The sequence below is a fragment of the Caballeronia sp. BR00000012568055 genome (assembly GCF_029439455.1).
Lineage (GTDB): Bacteria > Pseudomonadota > Gammaproteobacteria > Burkholderiales > Burkholderiaceae > Caballeronia.
This window is the reverse complement of the sequence record NZ_JAQFVG010000088.1, coordinates 1-2,729: the sequence shown is the minus strand read 5'-3', so window position 1 is coordinate 2,729 and position 2,729 is coordinate 1. Positions and strand designations below refer to the sequence as shown.

2 protein-coding genes are annotated in these 2,729 nt (G+C 57.0%); both read right to left on the bottom strand.

Annotated features, from left to right (window positions below; genetic code table 11):
• A partial coding sequence (locus P7F28_RS05925) for a hypothetical protein (protein WP_277183558.1) occupies positions 1-213 on the bottom strand: 213 nt, incomplete at its 3' end.
• A gap of 234 nt (positions 214-447) precedes the next feature.
• Positions 448-1,344 (bottom strand): hypothetical protein, encoded by an 897-nt coding sequence (locus P7F28_RS05920; RefSeq protein ID WP_277183557.1) that lies wholly within the window; start codon positions 1,342-1,344, stop codon positions 448-450.
• Positions 1,345-2,729: the final 1,385 nt, after the last annotated feature.

The following is a 2,729-nucleotide window of genomic DNA, read 5'->3' as shown; positions in this document are numbered from 1 at the left end:
GGCGCGCAGTTCGTTCATCGACAGCGCTATATGGGTCCGAGGAACCTTGGCTCCGGGCCATGTGCTGCGGGTTCCAAACGTCAGGTCCCCGGGTTCGGCGAACGGTACATATTCAGCTCCGTGCAGCACGCCGTGTGAATCTCGCTTCGGAAGCGGGGCCAAAGGTGGCATCTCGAAAGGCAGAGGCAAATCGAACACATTGAACTTTTCCATACTTAGTCTTCAGATGGCAGGTGGTCTGAGGTCGACGACTTGTCGATCCGTCATTGATGCGGCGTGTCAACTCCCTTCGCTGCGCGTGCTCGAGCTTTCCAGGTGAACACCGGTACGCGAAAGGCAGTAGCGAGGTCTTGGAGCTTTTCGCGAGGTTGTGCGAAAACGTTCCCGGCAAATTGCCGCTTTCGGACCATGGGTGCGGACATTATCCGGTTGCGGTGCATTGACTTTTCAACCCTCCAGTTCCGGTACAGACATAACGGGGCGAAGTTTTTTAAAAGGCAACCAATCGCTGTATTTGATAAGTGAAGCGGGACTGGGCTTTTGTTGCGCCAAGATAGCTTTAATAGCATCGATGTCAGGCGTTTCCAATAGCAGAGCGAGCTTGCCGTACTTATTGAAAATTTTTTCGTTGAACACCTTCGCTTCAAGGGTAGCGAGATGCAGGGCGATGCCTCTGAGCGCGTTCGCTAATAGCCCTGGGAAACCCAGGGTCAGTAAGTAAGCGGCGTCCGGAAGCCAGTGCGGCATAGGACCGATCCCAAGAACTCCCAACGTCGCATCGAACTGCGCTCGACATATCGATACCCACCGCTCGTCGCGAGAGCTCTTTATTGAAACGAGTTCGACCGGCTCGGCGGCTGTTAAGTCACCGCGTGAACCTGGCAGCCAGCGAAGGCCAAGGGCTACTGCGCCTGGCGTCGCGAGGCAGAGGACTGGAATGCCCGTTGTCCGTGTGAATTGCGCGATCGCACTCCACGTTGCAGCCGCTCCCGTTTTCGTGGCGTCTTCGACGTTGATGCGCTCGACAATAACCAAGCCTAGATTTGCCGCGATGCCCAGAGTGCACATCGCAGGAAGAATGTCTCTCTCGCGGAAGCGCATAGAACGTATGCTGTCTGCCAGCACCGTATTGAACGCCGCGTCGAACGCCCCAAAGAATCCTTGAGCGAGTCCGCCCAGCTCTCCGTTGAGCGGCCAGTGCATCCGCAGGCAAGGAAGCTGGAGGTAGTCTGTAAAGCCGCTCGCTGCTGGAATTCGCACGGCGCGCGGTTTGCTTCCAATCTCAGACTGGATGATGTCAGCAAGTAGGCGTCGTCCCAAGCGCACCGGCGCCATCACAATCATGCCTCGCGGCTTCGCGTGGGGCGCAATGCCAAAGCGCAAAGGAACGAGGTGTCTACCTCTCTTTGGTTCGATCCGGAAGAAGGCGGCTGCATTTGTAGCGTACTCGCGGTACTCCGGATTTCGAAGGTCTCGGTCGTGATAAGAACTCCACATAAGGGAGGTGACGTTTACGAATGCTCGGCCGACGTCTGAGTTGCTCACAAACGTATCGGCGGCGCCTCCGATAATGAGCTCTTGCGGCGCCGAGTTTCCGGACTCCAGATTGGGAGAACGTGTAGTAAGCATCATCGCTTCTTGAAGCGTCGGAATGGGTCGTATGTTTTCCTGGAGAGGGTTTCCCTCAATCCGCGTTACGGGTGCGACTTCAGGGCTGCCCGATGACTTACCGTCCGTGCTCATTGCGTCCCCCAGCCTGACCAGCGACTTCGCGATTTGCCGGCTACGACGCGCCGGGCACATGAAAGTGGCGTTGTGCTTTTGTTACGCGCCTTGCTCGGCGGAGCGGATCGGACGCAAAGGACCACGCGCCCTACAAAGAGGGCGCTGTCGTTCGATGCTGGAACCACCATGTGTAGCTAGCTGGAAGGACTGAGAAATCGCTCGCTCCGCATCGGCTCCGTCTCCGCCAGGTTCTTCAGGATCGGCCGCTGCCGGAATTTTTGGGAGGGCGAGATGCCGGCTTCTCCTTCTCAGTCTTGCTAATCGGCGCAGTACCTCTCGGGGATGAGGGTGCTGTTGCTTCGCTCTCAGTCAGCTGCGTGCTTGATGCTGCGGCCGAGGCGGCTGGCGCATTCGCATCAGGGGGCGGCGACATTCGGTTTGAAGGGGGAAGTACCGGCGGAGGGAGTCCGGTCAGGTCGCGCGAAGTTGTGACGCGTACTTTTCGCACTGTCGTGCGACTCGGTTGCTGCTGTGTTTTCTTCGTCATGGAGCGTCCTTGTGCCTTTTGAATAGGCGTGTGTTGACAAGGCGCACCCTTGGTGAGATTCTACGCGTGTGTGATCGCGTGAACCCTGTCTAGGGTGCACCACCCAGACGGCGCATTAGGGGTCCAGCCCTGATGCGCCGTAGTTTTTTATGCGATGATTTAGTTCGTCGTTCTTGGCACTTGTCTAAGTCTCCCAAATTCACTTGCACGTTGCCCCGATCTCTCGCCCTCGTGCACTTGACAAAATAGCTATTTCGCAGTACGATGCAATTACGGCCATTTTATGCTACGCCTAGCCGTGCTTAGTTGCAAGTGGTTCCTGCTGTGCTCGTTGCGGCTTCGCTCAGTCCACCGTCTGAGGCCCGCGACAGCGTCCCGACGCTTCCATATGATTCAAATCCCACATCCACTTAGGGTCGGTCTGTAACTAGACGATCGAAAACTCGCTGTGGCAAGC

Excerpts from the sequence above, each read along its gene's own strand:
- P7F28_RS05920 (WP_277183557.1), bottom strand. The coding sequence starts at position 1,344 with ATGATTGTGATGGCGCCGGTGCGCTTGGGACGACGCCTACTTGCTGAC.